This window comes from Bartonella sp. W8151 (genome assembly GCF_016100385.1).
Classification (GTDB): Bacteria; Pseudomonadota; Alphaproteobacteria; order Rhizobiales; family Rhizobiaceae; genus Bartonella; species Bartonella apis.
In genome coordinates, this window is sequence record NZ_JACFSO010000001.1 from 350,101 (window position 1) to 368,126 (window position 18,026).

The window sequence follows — 18,026 nt, forward strand, 5'->3', positions numbered from 1 at the left end:
GTCGGTGTAGAAGAAAATTGTCGTCGGGATAGTTTAGCTTTTAAAATGCGCGAATAGATTTTGTTACTTCTGTTTTCGGGAAAAGATGCGGGAAATTTCTTTTGAAATTGGAGGGCGTTCGGTTCCGAGTTTTCTTACTTCTTAGTTTGAAAGTTCGGGCATCAGCGGTTTGATTATTCTTCATAAGCTGCAAACCGGTCACGGCAATCACCGTTTTCCTCAAGCCTCTTGGTCAGGAAAAGCTGTTTCGGATTTCATGTCTTTTAATTTTTAACCGAAAAAAGAAAATGAGAAAGATTATTTCTTTGCGTTGAAGGAAGTTTTTTTAGCCGGAAGAACGGTTTAAAAATTGAAAATTCGTAACGCATTTAAAATAAAAAAGGCGGGTCAAAGCCCGCCTCGCTTTAAAACATAAAACCAGATTATTTTCTCGGTGTGCCGTCGTCGGATTCACCTTTTTCATCGTCCTGAATGACAGTTTTGTCCATAGGTGTATCTTTCTTTTCACCCGGTACGTAGCTGTCTTCACGTGAACCGTCACCAAAGTGGCGACCGGCGTTGCCACCACGATCATGATGAACGTCAGCTTCCGGCGCCTTTTCCTTTTGGCCTTCTACATAGCTATCTTCAACCGAACCGTCACCTGAGCCATTGCGGGCTTCAGCTGCCAATACCATCGATCCTGCTGCCAAAAGGCCAGCCAAAGAGACTGCAAGAATCTTTTTCATTTTCATTTCTCCTGTTTTGAAGCGTTGATGCTTCATGTCATCACACCGCTTTGGTTCTACTCTTATCGTTAAATTATCAATAAAGAAATGGCCCTGACAGTGCTTTATTCAAGTTACAAAGCTATACGAGCGCATTTACTTTGTAACACTCGTATAGAAACATAATCGGGTTTTATTTGCAAATGTCGTACTTCGTTTTTTACACACATATACGTTTGAATTTAGTCGGAATTTTAGAGCCGGTTTTATACCAGACAAGCTTTGTCTGTTAAAAATGACCTTCAAGTGACATAAAAGACGGATAATCTCGCAGTTTGGCTGCCAAAAAAGCTCCGAAGCCATCAAAAAATATCAAAAAAACGCTTTATCATATGAATCTTGCCAACATCTCTTGCACGTCTATTGGGGTGCCCTTATATACGCGTCAACGAGGTTCGTTATGGTTGCCGATTTTTGAGTGGCCATTACGAGCTTTTCATATGATAAGGAGCTGTCTGGGGAATGCTCGGTAGAGGTCCCGACAGCTTGCTGGATGGAGAGTAGATATATGGCAAAAGTAATCGGTATTGACTTAGGTACGACAAACTCTTGCGTGGCTGTCATGGACGGCAAAAACGCAAAAGTTATTGAAAATTCGGAAGGTGCTCGCACAACACCTTCTATTGTAGCGTTTGCAGAGGGTGGCGAGCGTCTTGTTGGACAGCCGGCTAAACGTCAGGCTGTAACCAATCCTGAAGGCACTATTTTTGCGGTCAAGCGTTTGATTGGCCGTCGTTTCGACGACCCGATGGTTACCAAGGACAAAGAGCTTGTTCCTTATAAAATTGTAAAAGGGGAAAATGGTGACGCCTGGGTTGAAGTAGAAGGCAAAAAATATTCACCTTCCCAGGTTTCTGCAATGGTTTTGCAGAAAATGAAGGAAACGGCAGAATCCTATTTGGGCGAAAAAGTCGAGCAGGCAGTTATTACAGTTCCTGCCTATTTTAATGATGCCCAGCGTCAGGCAACCAAAGATGCCGGTAAAATTGCCGGTCTTGATGTTTTGCGTATCATTAACGAGCCTACGGCAGCTGCTTTGGCTTATGGCCTTGACAAGAAAGACGGTAAAACAATTGCCGTTTATGACTTGGGCGGTGGTACGTTCGATATTTCTGTTCTCGAAATCGGCGATGGCGTTTTTGAAGTTAAATCGACCAATGGTGATACATTCCTTGGCGGTGAAGACTTTGATATGCGTCTTGTCACTTATCTTGCCGAAGAATTCGAAAAAGAAAACGGCATTGATCTGAGAAAAGACAAACTTGCTTTGCAACGTTTGAAAGAAGCTTCTGAAAAAGCCAAGATCGAGCTTTCATCTTCGCAGCAAACGGAAATCAACTTGCCGTTCATCACTGCTGATGCAACTGGTCCTAAACACTTGACCATGAAATTGACCCGCGCAAAATTCGAGTCATTGGTTGATGATCTGGTTCAACGGACGATTAATCCGTGTAAGGCTGCATTAAAGGATGCCGGTTTGAGCGCTGGCGATATTGACGAAGTCGTGCTCGTTGGCGGTATGACCCGTATGCCGAAGATTCAGGAAATTGTGAAAACGTTCTTTGGCAAGGATCCGCATAAAGGCGTTAACCCGGATGAAGTTGTTGCAATGGGTGCTGCCATTCAGGGCGGTGTTTTGCAGGGTGATGTCAAGGACGTTCTGTTGCTTGATGTTACACCGCTTTCTTTGGGTATCGAGACATTGGGCGGTGTCTTCACACGCCTGATCGAACGCAATACAACGATTCCGACCAAGAAATCGCAGACCTTCTCGACTGCCGAAGATAATCAGAATGCTGTGACGATTCGTGTCTTCCAGGGTGAACGCGAGATGGCAGCTGATAACAAGTTGCTTGCCCAGTTTGACCTTGTAGGCATTCCGCCGGCACCACGTGGCGTTCCGCAGATCGAAGTTACATTCGATATTGACGCCAACGGCATTGTCAGTGTTTCGGCAAAAGATAAAGGCACTGGTAAAGAACACCAGATCCGCATTCAGGCTTCTGGCGGCTTGAGTGATGCCGATATCGACAAGATGGTCAAGGATGCTGAAGCCCATGCAGCCGATGACAAGAAGCGGCGTGAAGGTGTCGAGGCGAAGAATCAGGCGGAAGCGTTGGTTCATACGACCGAGAAATCGCTTGCCGATTATGGTGATAAAGTCTCGGCTGAAGACAAGTCGGCAATTGAAGCTGCAATCGCGGATGTCAAGAAAGCTATCGAGTCGGATGATGTTGATAGTCTTCCTGAAAAAACCAAGAAATTGTCTGAAGTCAGCATGAAACTTGGTGAAGCGATGTATGCCGCTTCAAAGGCGCAAGCTGAAGCCGATGCAGCCCATGATGCTGCAAAAGAAGAGCATAAGGACGACGATGTTGTTGATGCCGATTTTGAAGAAGTCGACGACAACGATAAGAAGAACAAGAAATAATTGATCTTATGTCCTTGTAAAATTGAAAAAAGCCCGACCTTTTATCAAAAGGGCGGGCTTTGTTATAAAACAGCCAATATGCTCGTAATAAAAGCCAAAATGACAACGGTTTTTTAAAACCGACGACAATCGTTCGAGCGAATTTTGAATATAGCAAATGTCGTCTCGTCAATAAATGGCAGAGGAACTGCAGGAATAAGCGATGAAAGTTGATTATTATGAAACATTGGGCGTTTCACGAGAATGCGATGAAAAAACGCTCAAATCTGCATTTCGGAAACTTGCCATGCGATATCATCCAGACAGAAACCCCGGTGATAAAGAGGCGGAACAAAAATTCAAAGAAATAGGCGAAGCCTATGAAGTTTTAAAGGATCCGCAAAAGCGTGCGGCTTATGATCGTTTTGGTCATGCTGCTTTTGAAAATGGCGGTGCCGGTGGTGGAAATCCATTCGGACGCGGTGGTTTTGCTGCGGGCGGTTTTTCCGATATTTTCGAGGATTTTTTCGGAGAAATGATGGGTGGCGCACGGCGCAAGCGTGCTGACGGACGAGAGCGCGGTGCCGATTTGAGTTACAATATGGAAGTCACTCTGGAAGAGGCTTACCATGGTAAAACTGCGCAAATCAGGGTGCCGGGTTCGATCACCTGTGATCTTTGTTCGGGAACCGGTGCCAAGAAAGGCTCGAAACCGCAACCCTGTGCAACCTGTGGCGGAACCGGAAGAGTTCGCAGTGCCCAAGGGTTCTTCTCGATTGAAAGAACCTGCCCGACATGTCAGGGGCGCGGCGAAACCATCAAGGATCCGTGCCCGAAATGTCATGGGCAGGGACGCATTGAAGAAGAGCGCACATTGACGGTCAATATTCCCGCCGGCATTGAAGATGGCACACGCATCCGTCTGGCAGGAGAAGGTGATGCGGGAAGTCATGGTGGACCGGCTGGCGATCTTTATATTTTCCTATCTATCAAACCGCATGAATTCTTCCAGCGCGATGGTGCCGATCTATATTGTCGTGTTCCTATTTCGATGACAACTGCTGCTCTTGGCGGAGATTTTGAAGTTTCGACCCTTGATGGAATGAAAACACGCGTCAAAGTGCCGGAAGGCACGCAAAATGGACGTCAGTTCCGGCTGAAGGGTAAAGGAATGCCTGTTTTGCGCCAACAGGCAACGGGCGATCTTTATATTCAGGTTGCAATCGAAACGCCACAAAAGCTGAGCAAAAGGCAACGTGAACTTCTCGAAGAATTCGAAAAACTTTCGGTTGATGAAAACTCGCCGCAGTCACATGGATTTTTTGCCCGTATGAAAGAGTTCTTTGAAGGTATTGGCAACAATAATACCACACCGAAAAGCTAGATTGGTAAGGTCGGCTCGACTTGTGTCGTCTTGAGAGCTGTTAAAGGGCATTATTGTTCGGTTGGAAGGCTCTTCAAGCGATCGACCATTTTAAACGAGCCGAAAGGACATGTATGTAAGAAGCCAAGCTCGCTAATTTCAACGCAATTTTGAAAAGCAGGAAGCTACTTTGAAAAGCGGTTTTTCAACCGGTGTCTGTTTTGTCTGTCGTTTATCCGGAAATTTGGCTAATTTTTCAGGATTGGAAAAACGCTTTCAAGAAAATTTCGTAAATTTTTGTCAGTCCTTCAAGATCATCGGTTGCTACACATTCATCGACCATATGCATGGTTTTTCCTACGAGCCCGAATTCAACGACGGGACAATAATCTTTTATAAAACGGGCATCCGATGTGCCGCCGGAGGTTGATAATTCAGGCGTGCGTCCGGTAACCGATTTGATCGCTTTGCTCAAGCACCCGACGAGCTCATCATTCTTTGTTAAGAAAACGCCACCGGGGCTTATAACCCAATCGATTTTGAATGTCGGAACAAATTTTCCTGTTTTTTCAATTTTTACCGAGTTAAGCCGCTTTTTTATTTCCTGTTTCAAGGTTTCGGCGGTCCAATTATCGTTGTAACGCACATTGAAGCGGATAATAGTTTGTTGCGGAATGACGTTGCTCGCCGGATTTCCCGTGTCAATGGTTGTTATTTCGAGATTGCTCGGTTCGAAATTTTCGCTTCCCGTGTCTATAACCGGATTTTTAAGCGCTTCGCATAATTTTACAACAAGATCGAGTGGATTGGCTGCTCGTTCAGGGTAGGCAACATGGCCTTGATGCCCAACGACGGTAATGATACCGGAAAGTGAACCACGTCGCCCAATTTTTATCATATCGCCCAAACGGTCGGGATTCGTCGGTTCACCGACAATTGCCGCATCCCATTTTTCACCTTTTGTTTTTGCCCAGTTCAGAAGTTTGATTGTGCCGTTGATTCCCGGACCTTCCTCATCATTGGTGATAATAAGGCTGATACTGTCTTCAAGTTTATTGCTTTCGAGATAGCGTGCGAGTGCTGCGATAAAGCTTGCAACCCCGCCTTTCATATCCACAGCGCCCCGTCCGAAAACTTTACCCTCTTCAATGATGCCGGAAAATGGCGGGTGACGCCATAATCGGGGTTCGCCTGTCGGTACAACATCAGTATGTCCGGCAAAAGCAAGGTTTTTCCCTCCTTTGCCGATTCTGGCATAAAGGTTTTCAACATCAGGTGTGTCTTTATCTGTGAAAACCGGTCTTTCTACAGTAAATCCCATAGCTTCGAGCCACAATTGGACGGTTTCAAGAACTCCGTTTTCTTGTGGTGTTACCGATGCACATCTGATGAGTGCCTGCGTTAAAGCGACCGGATCTTTGAGTGACAGCACAGCGATTGTCCTTTGTTTGAAAACTTATCGGCAATAGTTATTAACCGATATGATAATAATTAAGAAAATATATTGTTAATATTTTCAATAGGATGCTAAAGAAATTACATGCCCGAATTTCTTTGGGCGAATAAAAAACATTCAGTAGGGGAAAAATCAAGGGATAGCAGTTATGGCCGGATTAATCGATACGCCTGATAATGGCGGGGGCGATATTGCCCTAAATCCTGTTGGCAACAAAACAAAATTGATTGTTGCAGCAGGTATCGGAAACTTTCTCGAGATTTTCGATTTTACCGTTTACAGTTTCTTTGCTGCAATTATCGGCAATGTTTTCTTCAACTCGGGTGATCCACTTATCTCGCTGTTAATTTCGGTTTCGGTTTTTGGTGTCGGTTTTGTGATGCGTCCACTCGGTTCGATTGTGATCGGGTCTTATGCTGACCGGCACGGGCGCAAAGCGGCCATGTTGCTTACGATTATTCTCATGGCATGTGGCAGCGCTATCATCGGATTTGCTCCGCCTTATACATCAATCGGAGTTGTAGCACCTATCCTCATTGTTCTCGGTCGTTTGTTGCAAGGCTTTTCGGCAGGTGGAGAAATCGGTGCCGCCACAACATTGTTGATGGAATCAGCCGATCGTAACCAACGCGGATTTTTTGTGAGCTGGCAGTTTTTCGGACAGGGGTTGAGTTCTTTGACCGGTTCGCTCTTTGCAGCAGGTTTGATGGGCTTTCTAACACCCGAACAAATGCACAGCTGGGGCTGGCGTGTTCCATTCATCTTTGCATTGGTTATTATACCGGTCGGCCTTTATATCCGAGCGCATATTTGTGAAACATTCAAAGCACCGGTTGTCGAAAACAAAACAACCCACCCGTTTAAAGAGCTGATAACGCAGCACGGAAAACAGACAATTTTAGGGATTTTCTTCATCCTTCCCGTCACCGCTTTGATGTATATTCTGGTTTTCTATATGCCGAATTATCTGAAAACGGTAACCGACATCAACAGTTCTACCGCGTTTTTGATATCAAGTTACGCAAGCGTTATTGTGCTGATAACCACTTTTGCTTCCGGTTTCTTGTGTGACAAGCTCGAACGACGCAAAGTTGGCGGCATTATCATTATCGCGGTCGCGTTCATTTCGTCATATTTTGCTTTCCGCTTTGTTTCGCATATCGGCATATTTCTTATTTTCCACACTATAGCGGTCGGGTGCCTCGGACTCATTTTAACATTTTCTGTTTTGATGGTTATGGAGGCGTTCGAGCAAAAAATCCGTGCAACAGCGACTGCGGTTATCTACGCTTTTTCGGTTTCGATCTTCGGTGGCACAGCGCAAATGATCGTGACACTTCTGTTGAAGTATTCGAATAGCAACAACATGGCGCCGTTCTGGTATCTCGGGACTTCTCTGGTTATCGGAGCTATCGCATTGGCCCTCTTCGACGAGAAGCGTTATAATATCTAGGCGCTATCAGGAGACTTATAATGAAGAGTGAAAAAGTTTCACCGGAAAGCGAAAAGCTTTTCGGTGCGATTTCCAAATATTTGTCGGAAATGGTGGCCTTGAGACACGACCTTCATTCCCATCCGGAGCTCGCTTACGAGGAACACCGCACGGCAGATATTGTTGCAAAGCTTCTAAGAAAATGGGGTTATGAAGTTCAAACCGGCATCGGAAAAACCGGTGTTGTCGGACGGTTGAAGGTAGGAAATGGTAAAAACTCGATTGGCTTGCGGGCTGATTTTGATGCTCTTCCCATCCATGAACTGACTAATCTTGAATATTCGAGCACAAACGAAGGAAAAATGCACGCTTGTGGCCATGACGGGCACACAACCATGTTGTTGACGGCTGCGAGATATCTCGCAGAGACTAAAAATTTCAACGGCACTGTCAATGTGATTTTTCAACCTGCGGAAGAAGGATTTGCCGGTGCGCAGGCCATGATCGACGATGGTCTGTTTGAAAAATTTCCATGTGATGCTGTTTATGCAATGCACAATTGGCCGGATCTTCCTGCAGGAAAAATTGCGGTTAATAGTGGCCCGTTTATGCCTGCAAGCGACAATGTATCAATCCGCGTTATTGGCAAGGGGGGGCATGGAGCTGTTCCACAAAAGGCTATTGACCCGATTGCAGCAGGTGCTGCCATTGTTACAGCATTGCAAACAATTGTTTCACGTAATGTGCCACCGCTTGAAGCTGCTATCATAACAGTGGGAAGTTTTCATGCCGGCTTTGCCAATAATGTCATTCCGGATACAGCCGAGATGGAGCTCACCGTACGCTGCTTCAGCGCGGATGTGCGCGATTTGCTGGAAAACCGCATAGAAAAACTGGTAAAATCCCAGGCAGAAAGCTTCGGCGCCACGGCAGAGGTAAATTATCATCGGCTTTACCCGATGCTTTTCAATCACAAGAAAGAAACCGATTTTGCCGTCGGCGTTGCGCGTAATACTTTCGGAAAAGAAAAGGTTGATGCGCAATTGACACCTCCATCTGTCAGCGAGGATTTCGCCTTTATGCTTCAGGCAAAGCGCGGATCCTATCTTTTGATCGGCAATGGTGAAAGTGCGTCCCTTCATAGTCCGAATTATAATTTTAACGACGATTTGATCCCGTTGGGTGGTTGTTATTGGGTCAAGTTGGTGGAAACATATTTGCGTTAATTCCGACTTGAGCCGGACGAAAATTTGCACAAGGCTCATTCAGAAAACGCGTGCTAGAAAGAAAAGATAATGAATCATATTCGCGAACATATTAATAAAACGATCAATGAAATGATCGAATTACGCCATTCGATCCATCAGAATCCGGAGCTTGGCTATCACGAACATCAGACGGGTGATAAAGTCGCCGCACTTTTGAAAAAGTGGGGTTTCGAAGTCACTCGCGGAATCGGAAAAACCGGTATTGTAGGAACATTGAAGGTCGGAAACGGCAAAAAAATCATCGGTATCCGTGCTGATATGGATGCGTTGCCGATTTCGGAAGAAACAAATCTTGAATATTCCAGTAAGAACGAAGGTGTCATGCACGCCTGCGGACATGACGGACACACAACAACCCTGCTGACAGCTGCCCGTTATCTCGCCGAGACAAAGAATTTTGATGGCACAGTTCGCGTTATTTTCCAGCCGGCTGAAGAAAATTATGGTGGCGGTAAAGCCATGATTGAAGACGGTCTGTTTGAAAAATTTCCCTGTGACCGTATTTATGGGCTTCATAATTGGCCGGGCTTTCCTGCCGGAACATTGCGCTTTACCAAGGGGCCGATGATGGCTTCAGTCGATACCGCTTATATTACAGTGCACGGTAAAGGTGGTCATGGTGCACGGCCGGAAACCACAATTGATCCGATTGTTGCAGCCTCTTCTATCGTTATGGCCTTGCAGACAGTTGTTTCCCGTAATGTTCCCCCGCTTGAGGCTGCACTTGTTACGGTTGGCAAGATTCAGGGCGGCAGCGTTTCCAATATTATTCCTGATGAAGTGAAGATGGATCTGACGATCCGTTGTTTCTCGGCAAAAGTTCGTGACCTTCTACAGGAACGGATTTGTAAAATCGCCAAATCACAGGCTGAAAGCTATGGCGCAGAAGCCATTATCAATTACGAGCGTGGTTATCCCGTTACAGTAAATGATGCGGATGCAATCGACTTTGCTTTAGGCGTTGCAAGAGACGTTGTCGGCGACGAAAACGTTGTCGAGAATGCCGAGCCGTTGACCCCGAGCGAGGATTTTTCCTATATGCTGCAAAAAGTACCGGGCGCATACATTATTATGGGTAATGGTGATAGCTCGGGTCTGCATACGCCACATTACAATTTCAATGATGAAGGCATTGCTGTCGGTGCAAGTCTCTGGGGTGCACTGGTTGAGAAATATCTTGCCAAAGCTTGAAGAATTTAGATCTTAAGTTGCCTTTTCTCCGGCCGGATATTCAATGATTATTCATTGCATCCAGCGGCAAAAACCAGCTTATCAACATTATTTACCCGTCTGTTTAAAAAAAGCCGATCGGCATATTTCAAAAACAGGCGGGTTTTTTATTCGAGAAAATTATTTTTGACGTGTTTTAACCGCAATCGCAATCGACCGGATTTTTTAAACAGCAACATAGCCGGAAACTTCGGTTAAGAAGAAAAAAATAGCGCGGCAAAAAGAAAACTTGGTTGGCCATTTCTTGATAATCACCTTTTGCAAAATCCATAATAGGCAAGATGATCAACGGGGACAGGAAAGATGGCTGACAAATCAATTGAAAATTTGATTCTCTCCTATTTGCCGGAAATGACAGCATTCCGGCATGCTATGCATAAAAATCCGGAATTGTCGGGAAAGGAAACGGTAACATCGGCTCGTGTAGGCGAACTTCTCGAACAATACGGTTATAAAGTCACACGTCACGTCGGTGGAAACGGTATTGTCGCATCATTGAAAAATGGCAATGGAGAAAAGTCTATCGGTATTCGTGCCGATATGGATGCTTTGCCGATAAAAGAAGAAACAGATCTGGAATATGCCAGTAAAAATCAAGGAGTGATGCATGCATGTGGCCATGACGGCCATACGACAATACTTCTTACAGCTGCACGTGCTTTGGCCGTTACAAGGAATTTCGACGGAACAGTGCATCTTATTTTTCAACCGGCTGAAGAAATCGGTGCCGGAGCAAAGGCTATGATTAAAGACGGATTGTTTGAACGATTTCCTTGTGATGCTGTTTATGGACTGCATAATTGGCCGGGATTGGAACAAGGTAAAATACAATTTACCAAAAGTGCCATGTTGGCTTCTGTCGATGCCGTAACAATTGTTGTTCATGGAAAAGGTGGTCATGGAGCCCGCCCTGAAACTGCAATCGACCCTATTATTGTTGCGTCTTCGATCGTCATAGCATTACAAACCATCGTCGCGCGGAATGTTCCGCCACTTCATTCGGCGATTATATCAACCGGCTCGATACATGGCGGTGAAGCATTCAATATCATTCCGGATAGTGTGACAATTTCACTAACGGTGCGTAGTTTTTCAGCAGATATTCAAAATCTTGTTGAAGACCGGATCAAAAAAATCGTTGAAGCGCAGGCGCAGAGTTTCGGGGCGCGCTCTTATATACAATATGACCGGCTGGTTCCGGCGTTGGTCAATCATGCTGAATATAGCGATTTTGCTCTCGATATTGCAAAACAGAGATTGGGAGCTGATAAAATCGTCCAAAACGAGATGCCAACCACTGTAAGCGAGGATTTCGCCTTTATGCTGCAAGCCTGTCCGGGAGCATTTTTCTTTCTCGGTAATGGCGACAGTGCAAGTCTACATAGTCCACACTATAATTTCGACGATCGCAATCTTATAGACGGAGCAATTTTCTGGTGTGCACTTGTAGAAGCAGTTTTAAAACAGCATTAACCAATCGGAAACCATCCTTATGCATTATCGAAAAAGTTGAATATCGGTCGAACGGAATTATCGGAAATTGAATCCGTTCGGAATTGCAACTTTTTGAAGATGAGTTCACGCACTTTATGAAAAAATCTTGCCCCTCTTTGTCTCGTCGCACTTTCCTTGTTGGAAGCGGAACAGCATTTATCGGGGTTTTGAGTGGCTGCACCAGCAGCGGAATTTTGGGGAGTGGTTATAATAATATGACCACCGGTTCAATTCCTCGCCCGCCGATCGGAATTGATAAAGGCTTTACCTCACCTGATGTTATGTATGCGGCCGTTCACGAAGGTCCTTATACGCTTAGCGCCATACCTTATGACAAGGTTCCGAAACAATTTTTACGGCAGATTGTACCAAATCCGACTGGTGAACCACCTGGAACCATTGTTGTTAGCCTGAAAGATCATTTCCTCTATTTTATCCAGCCGGATGGCGATGCTCTGCGTTATGGCGTAGGCATTGGTGCTGCCGGTTTCCAATGGTCGGGGCGTGCCAATGTCCAATTCAAGCGTGAATGGCCACGCTGGACACCACCTGCCGAAATGATCGGAAGAAAACCCGAACTTGTCGAATATCGTAACGGCATGGAACCGGGGCCGACAAATCCGCTTGGTGCGCGTGCTCTTTATATCTATCAGAATGGTCGTGATACCGGCTATAGAATCCACGGCTCGCCGGAATGGTGGTCCATCGGACAATCAATGTCTTCAGGTTGTATCAGATTAATGAACCAGGATATCATAGACCTCTACAACCGGGTTCCTGTCGGAACACCGATTGTAGTAGGTTAGTGCTCATTATATGGGAGGAGGCGTATAATGAGAAGAACGGGTGCCCGACCTAGACAAGCGGGGGCAACTCTATCGGGCACCCAGGGGTACCAGGTTTGTTCCCGGTGCCTTCATAACGGATGGTCTCACATAAAGTTCCAAAAAATTATCCTGTTTAAAAGGTCCTGAAAAATGTTGAAGACGATTTTCGTGACGGTTGCTTTGTTTTTGGCATTCCCTTTTATTGCGGCCAATGCACAAGACCCGTCCGTACATAATGAGACCTATATTTGCGAGCGCGGTGTGTCGTTACAGGTTGTCTTTATCAAAGACAAAGAACGCGATTATGCAGTTGTTGCCATTGATGGAAAATTGGTCGCAATGCGTGAGGAGCCTAAAAATCCGGATAAGCTTTTTCCAGGAAAACTTTTTGTTGCCGTTGATGAACAAGATAATTATCGCCTTCATATAAAGGGTAATGAGGCAGTCCTTACCTATAAAGACAACGGGACCTATAAAGACAACGAGCAGTCAAAAACAGATAAAGTCGTATTACAGTCCTGTCAGGCAGATATAGAGGAGGATTAATGAAAAAACCCGATTTCGAACAAGGTTCTTTTGGACAATTGAGAAAAAACGCGGGCGCATTATGGCAGGCTTATACTTGTCATCCTTTTGTCAACCAATTGGCTGCAGGAACGCTGCATGAAAAATGTTTCAGGAAGTTTTTAACGCAAGACTATCTGTTTCTTGTTCATTTTTCCCGAGGCTATGCGCTTCTTGCAGCAAAATCTACAAATATTTCCGATATCACAGAGGCGCTTGACGGGCTCAAAGCCATTGCAGAGGAAATGCCGCTTCATGTTGCCTATGCAAAAAAGTGGGGAATATCGGAACAGGAGATGAGCCGGGCAGAAGAAGCAATTCAAACCATTGCCTATACCCGTTTTGTTCTGGATGTCGGATATTCGGGCGATAGACTTGATTTAATGACGGCCTTGATACCTTGTGTTGCAGGCTATGCCGAAATTGGTCTTAATCTCGTCAACTCTGATAAAACAGTGTTCAAAGGCAATCCCTATTCGGAATGGATCAATAATTATAAGAGCGAAGACTATCTGAATGGTGTCCGGTCTTTTCTTGAAAGTTTCAATAAACTTGCCGGGGCAGATAACAGCAAAGAACGTTTTGACCGCTTGAGCAAAATTTTCAACACGGCAACCCGCCTTGAAACCGAATTCTGGCAAATGGGGCTTGATGCCTAACCTTTATGCATTCCCCAAGGTGCTGGCGTTTTAATGAATCCGCGGCTTTTCAACGTTATTTTGCAGGTGACATCAACAACGTATTTCGTCAATTTCAATCTATTCGGACTCGTCTTTCCGCGAAGACGGTGATTTTTTTAAGGCCGCAACAATGATCGCGTTTTTTCAATCAATTATTTGAAGTCGATCGCATGAAGTGCCTGTCCATTGCGCTTGAGCCATGCCTTATATTCTTTTGTGCGAGGGCACAGTTTCTCGCACAGCGCCCAGAATTTCGGGCCATGGTTCATCTCTATAAGATGGGAAGTCTCGTGAGCAACGAGATAATCAATGACACCCAAGGGTGCCATGACAATGCGCCATGAAAACGACAAATGACCGTCGGCCGAGCAAGACCCCCAGCGGCTTCTGGTATCTTTATAGCGAATGGAAACCGGTTTGCGGCCGACCGTTTGACTATGTTTTTCGACAAGCGGGCCGATAATGCGGGCAGCCTGTTTCTTCAGTGCTTCGCTGATGTGTCGCGGCAAATGCCGGCTATCACCATAAACAATGATTTTTCCGCCCTTGCCATTATCATTCTGAATAATAGTGACATTGCCGCGCCCTTCCTGATGAATAATTTCATAAGGATAACCGAGGATAGGTATGGCGGCACCAGCTCTCAACATCGGTGCCTCCTGTGGAGGAGGCAAACAGGAAATGCGGTTTTCTATCCAACCTTTATAACGCTCGACGAAGTTTAAGACCTCTTCTTCAGATGTTCTTGGCGGGATAGTTGCACGCACGCCTTTTCCACCGGCTTCTATCCGCAATGTCAGCCTTTTTGCTCGAGCGCTTGTTACAATCGTAAGCGGCAAGGCACGATCCGACAATTGCAGCGTCAGCTGTAATTTTTCTGGTTCAAAATAGTGAGTGCGAGGCTTGGGAAAAAACATGGCCTTTATTTAATAACAAAAAGCATTTTTTGAAGAGATAGGTAAAAATATCATGGAAAGATTTGCTATAAATTCACTCCAAAAACATTCGGCGAATTTTTGTTTTGCATTCAATTTGTTAATTTTGAAGACAAACAATTTTCACGGCAATTCTCGCCAATTTGCTTTTCCGTTGTTAACGGGATTTTGCCGATTAGAAAACCGGCCGGATTTTCCGTTTGATCATCAAAACATTGTTTTCAGTGGTCGTGATTTTCTATCAACATTTTCAAACCATCCAGAATTATAGCAATATCTTCGGGTCTTGAAAGATGATGTTCGCCGTCTTTAACCAACGTCAGCGTGACATTATTGAACGGAAGATGTTCGACAAGTTCGAGCGTGTGTTGATAGGGAACTTCATTATCGGCCATTCCCTGTATGATGTGAACGGGACAGTTGATATCAATGAGCCCTTCCATAACCAGATTTTTATCCCCGTCATCAAGGAAAATTTTTGTAAAAGGTACGGGATCCATATCCTTTTCGTAAGGAACTTCAAAAAAGCCCTGTTTATCAAGTTCCTTTTTCTGTTCATCTGTCATTTGAGGGCGAACAAGATCGCGCGTAAAATCCGGAGCAGGTGCCAAAAGTAACAAACCGGCAAGCGGGATGTTTTTTTTTGCGAGAATTTGTGCCATGCGAAGCGCGATCCAACCACCCATTGACGAGCCGGCAATAATTTGCGGTCCTTGGCAAAATTTTTCAAAAAGTATCAGGCTTTCTTCCAACCATTTGGAAATACTGCCCTGATGGAAATCACCTTCTGATTCGCCAGTTCCCGAATAATCAAAACGTAAAAAAGGATAATCGTTGCTTTTTGCAAATTCGTTCAATGCAAGAGCTTTGCCGCCCATCATATGTGAACGGTAACCGGGCAACCACATCAAGCCGGGATGTTTACTCCCCTTCAACGCGCGAATAGCGAGTTTTTGATGGCCTACAGTCAGAAATTCAAGATCACCATTTTCCATAAAAAACTCCTTGCAAAGTTTGAAAGCCCGGATTTATTTCGAACAGTTTTATTCTAACCGGAAATTTGCGAACTTAAACCCTTAATAGCTCTTTCACGGCAAATTCGTTAAAAGCCTAGCATTTCGGTTGTTTTCAAACGTCAATTTGTATATGACAGAGAAGATATAAGTTTATCCGGATATAAAACATATATCCGGCGAGGAAACTTTGTTCTATCAAGTCACCCCGCCTATTTTTAACGGATAGCTTATGTCAAGGCTGAAGAATTGAAACTATTATAGGGAGAACCGACCATTCGCCGACCGTTTAAATCAACGCCAACCCCAAAAGATGGGCCGCGTTCCAATCAGGATATTCGCATTCCTCGTATACAGCTTATTGATCATGAAGGGCATAATCACGGGATTATTTCAACGCACGATGCTTTGGCAATGGCTGAAGAGGCTGGTCTTGATCTTGTAGAGATTGTTCCCAATGCAGAACCTCCGGTTTGTAAAATCATCGATCTTGGCAAACTGAAATATCAGAACCAGAAAAAAGCATCTGAAGCTCGTAAAAAGCAGAAGACCGTGGAAATTAAAGAAATCAAGATGCGGCCGAACATCGATACTCACGATTACGGGGTAAAGATGAAGGCGATCGCAAAATTTCTTGAAGGTGGCGACAAGGTCAAGATTACCCTTCGGTTCCGTGGCCGTGAAATGGCCCACCAGGAATTGGGTATGCAACTTCTTGAACGTTTAAAAGTAGATACGTCCGGTATTTCGAAAGTGGAAGCCGAGCCTAAGCTTGAAGGGCGACAGATGATGATGGTCATCGCACCCAAATAAAGCGATGGAATTTGAAAAGCACCGTTTATAACGGTGCTTTTTTATTACCTTTTTTTGTTGCAATTGTTAGCCAATAAATGAAATAGTAAAAACATCGCATTTTATTTTTATATTTATAGAACAAAAAAGTTGGAGTTTCGCGTTTTATACCGTGAAGGGATACATGCTTCCAATCTGTTGAGAGCATTGTAAGGCGGTAGGAGTAGGGAGTAGATAGAGTGTCAGAATGGCTTAGACGTAAACCGGTTGTTCAACAAACTTCGGATAACGAGCGTAAGCTCATTCCGACATTAAGTTGGCATCATCTTGTTGCCTTGGGAGTTGGAGGGATCGTCGGTACCGGCATTTATACTTTGATCGGCATTGGCGCCGATAGAGCAGGGCCGGCAGTGCTGTTATCCTTTGTGATTGCAGGTGTTATTTGTGCATGTGCCGCATTTGCCTATGCCGAACTTGCTACCCTTATTCCGCTTGCCGGAGGAGCCTATACTTATTCCTATGCTGCATTAGGAGAGCTGATTGCCTGGATTGTCGGATGGAGTCTTATTCTCGAATATTCACTGGTTGTAAGTACTGTTGCTGTCGGCTGGTCGGCCTATGCAACAGGTTTTTTGCACGGCATCGGCATTCATCTGCCGTTCTGGCTGACAGCCGGTTATAATTCTGTTGATCCCGCAACCCAACTTCATGGGCTTGTCAATCTTCCTGCAGTTTTTATTGTTTTCGTTATTGCCGGCATGTTGATTATTGGCACCAAAGCAAGTGCAACGTTGAATTTGTTCCTTGTTCTTATCAAGATAGCAGCTCTTGTGCTTTTCATTATTGTTACGCTGCCGCATTTCAATATTGAAAATCTTCATCCTTTCATGCCGAATGGCTTTTCCAAAGTCATGTCGCCTGATGGCGTCGAACGCGGTGTGATGGCTGCGGCCGCTATTATATTTTTCGCCTTCTATGGTTTTGATACAATTGCAACGGCTGCTGAAGAAACCAAGCAACCACGTCGTGATCTGTCTATCGGCATTGTCGGTTCGCTGATCGTCTGTATCATTATTTATGTTCTCGTCGGTCTTGGCGCAGTGGGAGCACTTCATTACACGGCATTTTCCCACAGCGAGGAGCCACTTGCACATATTTTGCGTAGTCTTAATTCCAATAGTATTGCCGGCATCATCGGTATTGCTGCTGTCGTGGCCTTGCCAACTGTTTTATTAGCATTCTTTTACGGTCAGACGCGCATATTTTTTGTTATGGGACGTGATGGAACCCTTCCCGGTTTCCTTTCTCGCGTCAGTGCAAAAACCGGTACGCCGGTTACGACAACAATTTTCACAGCGATAATCATTGCTGCCATTGCCGGGCTTTTCCGTCTTGATGAAATCGCGGCATTGGCCAATGCCGGAACGTTGGTCGCCTTTACCTCTGTCGGTATTTGTCTTGTTGTCTTGCGTAAAACTGCAGCAGATATTCCCAGAAAATTCAAAACACCTTTCGTATGGATTGTCGGGCCGGTGAGTGCTATCGGGTGTATTTATCTGTTTTTCAGCCTGCCTTCGAAAACCCAGTTCTATTTTCTCTTGTGGAACCTCATTGGAATCGTGTTCTATTTTTGTTACGGATACAGAAAGAGTAACATAGCCCGTCACATTTCCGTGACTGATCCATCATGAGGGTGTTTTTTGTTGAACATTTCTATCTTATAATCGTTCTAGGTATTATATTAGATATGCGGTTCAACTCGTTGATGCATTGGGTGGTTTAGAATACTGGAGGT

15 protein-coding genes are annotated in these 18,026 nt (G+C 44.9%); 11 read left to right on the top strand and 4 right to left on the bottom strand.

All coding sequences use genetic code 11. The features are described 5' to 3' along the window. Nucleotides 1–422: 422 nt before the first annotated feature. Complete coding sequence (locus tag H3V14_RS01640; protein WP_198221628.1) at nt 423–728, bottom strand: hypothetical protein; 306 nt, start codon at nt 726–728, stop codon at nt 423–425. 547 nt (nt 729–1,275) lie between these two features. On the opposite strand from H3V14_RS01640, the gene dnaK reads away from it, so the two are divergent. Both dnaK and dnaJ read left to right on the top strand, forming a co-directional pair. Continuing rightward, a complete protein-coding gene (gene dnaK, locus H3V14_RS01645) occupies nt 1,276–3,198 on the top strand; it encodes a molecular chaperone DnaK (protein WP_075869551.1) in 1,923 nt (640 codons plus the stop codon). Nucleotides 3,199–3,400: 202 nt separating this feature from the next. Continuing rightward, complete coding sequence (gene dnaJ / locus H3V14_RS01650; protein ID WP_198226180.1) at nt 3,401–4,561, top strand: molecular chaperone DnaJ; 1,161 nt, start codon at nt 3,401–3,403, stop codon at nt 4,559–4,561. Between the two features lie 235 nt (nt 4,562–4,796). Here dnaJ and dapE read toward each other — a convergent pair whose 3' ends face one another. Continuing rightward, the gene (dapE, locus tag H3V14_RS01655; protein WP_198226181.1) at nt 4,797–5,972 is read right to left on the bottom strand and encodes a succinyl-diaminopimelate desuccinylase; all 1,176 of its coding nucleotides are present in this window, start codon (nt 5,970–5,972) and stop codon (nt 4,797–4,799) included. A 172-nt stretch (nt 5,973–6,144) separates the two neighbouring features. Between dapE and H3V14_RS01660 the strand changes: the two genes are divergently transcribed. The 7 genes from H3V14_RS01660 to tenA all read left to right on the top strand — a co-directional run bounded on the left by H3V14_RS01660 (nt 6,145) and on the right by tenA (nt 13,470). After that, a complete protein-coding gene (locus H3V14_RS01660) occupies nt 6,145–7,449 on the top strand; it encodes an MFS transporter (RefSeq protein ID WP_198214304.1) in 1,305 nt (434 codons plus the stop codon). 20 nt (nt 7,450–7,469) lie between these two features. Next, the gene (locus H3V14_RS01665) at nt 7,470–8,654 is read left to right on the top strand and encodes a M20 aminoacylase family protein (protein WP_198226182.1); all 1,185 of its coding nucleotides are present in this window, start codon (nt 7,470–7,472) and stop codon (nt 8,652–8,654) included. A 69-nt stretch (nt 8,655–8,723) separates the two neighbouring features. Further along, on the top strand, nt 8,724–9,887 hold the full coding sequence (locus H3V14_RS01670) for a M20 aminoacylase family protein (RefSeq protein ID WP_198226183.1): 1,164 nt from the start codon (nt 8,724–8,726) through the stop codon (nt 9,885–9,887). Nucleotides 9,888–10,229: 342 nt separating this feature from the next. Next, nucleotides 10,230–11,399 (top strand): M20 aminoacylase family protein, encoded by a 1,170-nt coding sequence (locus H3V14_RS01675; RefSeq protein WP_198226184.1) that lies wholly within the window; start codon nt 10,230–10,232, stop codon nt 11,397–11,399. Nucleotides 11,400–11,515: 116 nt separating this feature from the next. After that, a complete protein-coding gene (locus tag H3V14_RS01680) occupies nt 11,516–12,226 on the top strand; it encodes a L,D-transpeptidase (protein ID WP_075869558.1) in 711 nt (236 codons plus the stop codon). 171 nt (nt 12,227–12,397) lie between these two features. Continuing rightward, nucleotides 12,398–12,793, top strand: coding sequence for an MliC family protein (locus H3V14_RS01685; RefSeq protein WP_075913720.1), 396 nt, complete (start codon nt 12,398–12,400; stop codon nt 12,791–12,793). Continuing rightward, the gene (gene tenA, locus H3V14_RS01690) at nt 12,793–13,470 is read left to right on the top strand and encodes a thiaminase II (protein WP_198214299.1); all 678 of its coding nucleotides are present in this window, start codon (nt 12,793–12,795) and stop codon (nt 13,468–13,470) included. The genes H3V14_RS01685 and tenA overlap by 1 nt, the downstream gene beginning before the upstream one ends. Nucleotides 13,471–13,643: 173 nt before the next feature. On the opposite strand, the gene H3V14_RS01695 is transcribed toward tenA, so the two are convergent. Together H3V14_RS01695 and H3V14_RS01700 are read right to left on the bottom strand one after the other, a co-directional pair. After that, a complete protein-coding gene (locus H3V14_RS01695; RefSeq protein ID WP_246784922.1) occupies nt 13,644–14,330 on the bottom strand; it encodes a M48 family metallopeptidase in 687 nt (228 codons plus the stop codon). A gap of 317 nt (nt 14,331–14,647) precedes the next feature. Then, nucleotides 14,648–15,421 (bottom strand): carboxylesterase, encoded by a 774-nt coding sequence (locus tag H3V14_RS01700; protein WP_198226186.1) that lies wholly within the window; start codon nt 15,419–15,421, stop codon nt 14,648–14,650. Nucleotides 15,422–15,715: 294 nt separating this feature from the next. Here H3V14_RS01700 and infC point away from each other — a divergent pair, with 294 nt between their 5' ends. Further along, entirely contained in the window at nt 15,716–16,252 is a 537-nt protein-coding gene (infC, locus tag H3V14_RS01705) for a translation initiation factor IF-3 (RefSeq protein ID WP_075869563.1), read from the top strand. 218 nt (nt 16,253–16,470) lie between these two features. Continuing rightward, nucleotides 16,471–17,922 (top strand): amino acid permease, encoded by a 1,452-nt coding sequence (locus tag H3V14_RS01710; protein WP_075915326.1) that lies wholly within the window; start codon nt 16,471–16,473, stop codon nt 17,920–17,922. Nucleotides 17,923–18,026 lie beyond the last annotated feature (104 nt).